The 731-nt window shown below is 56.5% G+C and carries 1 protein-coding gene; it reads right to left on the reverse strand.

The annotated features are described in order from the left end of the window. On the reverse strand, positions 1-573 hold a 573-nt coding region (locus ASILVAE211_RS25870), incomplete at its 3' end, for an IS110 family transposase (protein ID WP_227324220.1). Positions 574-731 lie beyond the last annotated feature (158 nt).

Consider the following 731-nt stretch of genomic DNA (forward strand, 5'->3'; position numbering starts at 1 on the left):
GACAACGCTACTCTTTATGGCGGTATCCAAGTCACTCTCGATTGCAGCGAGTTCTTCACGGAGCCACCGCAGGTGAACGGCTATGCGCTCCTGGACTTTTGTTTCTCTGGCTTCGCGTCTGCGATTACCCTCAGCCGTGATCATATCGACCAGTTGCCTTCGCCTGGTGACGAGCTCCGCCAGGGCACGAGCTTGCTCGTCAGGTATCCGCCGTGCTTCCGGCTTCATGCGCTCCGCAAAAAGCGCAAGGACCCGGGCGTCCAGTGTATCAGTCTTTGCAAGCTGACCGGCTGCGCGGGCAAAGTGTCTTACCTGGCGGGGGTTAACGACGACCACTGGAAGGCCCGCTGATACGAGAGCCGTGGTCAACTGGATCTCGTATCCACCGGTTGCTTCGAGGACGACCAAGGCAGGTGAAAGGCTGGAAAGATGCTCGGACAAAGTGGATATGCCGCCACTATCGTTGGCGCACGTCAGTTTAGTGCCGTCAGGCCTTAAATATACATCGAGCCTATGCTTAGAGACGTCAATGCCAACGAAGCTTGGTGTTGGTTTATTTACCTTTTTCATCATTACCCGTCCTTGCAATACGGGCTCAAGGCCCTGGCGACTGTGCGGGATGGCAGATGAACGACGGATAGGGCACCAAGCTCAAAAGCGGGCTTGCGACCCTCGGAAGACCACGGGCTCCTATCCGTCGATAGCCTCACTGACCAGGTCAGATCTGGCAA

This window comes from Acidisoma silvae (genome assembly GCF_020618775.1).
Taxonomy (GTDB): domain Bacteria; phylum Pseudomonadota; class Alphaproteobacteria; order Acetobacterales; family Acetobacteraceae; genus Acidisoma; species Acidisoma silvae.